The organism is Pseudomonas sp. AC463, from assembly GCF_979253585.1.
In genome coordinates, this window is the sequence record NZ_CEEDDZ010001117.1 from 1 (window position 1) to 239 (window position 239).

The 239-nt window shown below is 59.8% G+C and carries 1 protein-coding gene; it reads right to left on the reverse strand.

Annotated elements, in window-relative coordinates:
- The coding region (locus tag AC0IYH_RS33765) for a 2Fe-2S iron-sulfur cluster-binding protein (RefSeq protein ID WP_471838821.1) at positions 1-239 on the reverse strand (239 nt) is incomplete at both ends.

Sequence of the window (239 nt, forward strand, 5' to 3'; positions counted from 1 at the left end):
TCGACGGTCACGTATTCTTCACCAACGAGCGCCTGGCAGGCCAGACGCGACTGCGCTTCCAACCCCCAGGCCTTGTCCAGGTAGTCCTCTTCGAGCTCATCGGCCTCGTTCAGTGAGTCGAAACCCTCACGCACGATGCAGTGGCACGTTGTGCAGGCACATACACCACCACAGGCACTTTCCATCTCGATATGGTGCTCGTGGGCCAGCTCCAGAATGGAAGTACCAGGCTGCGCCTC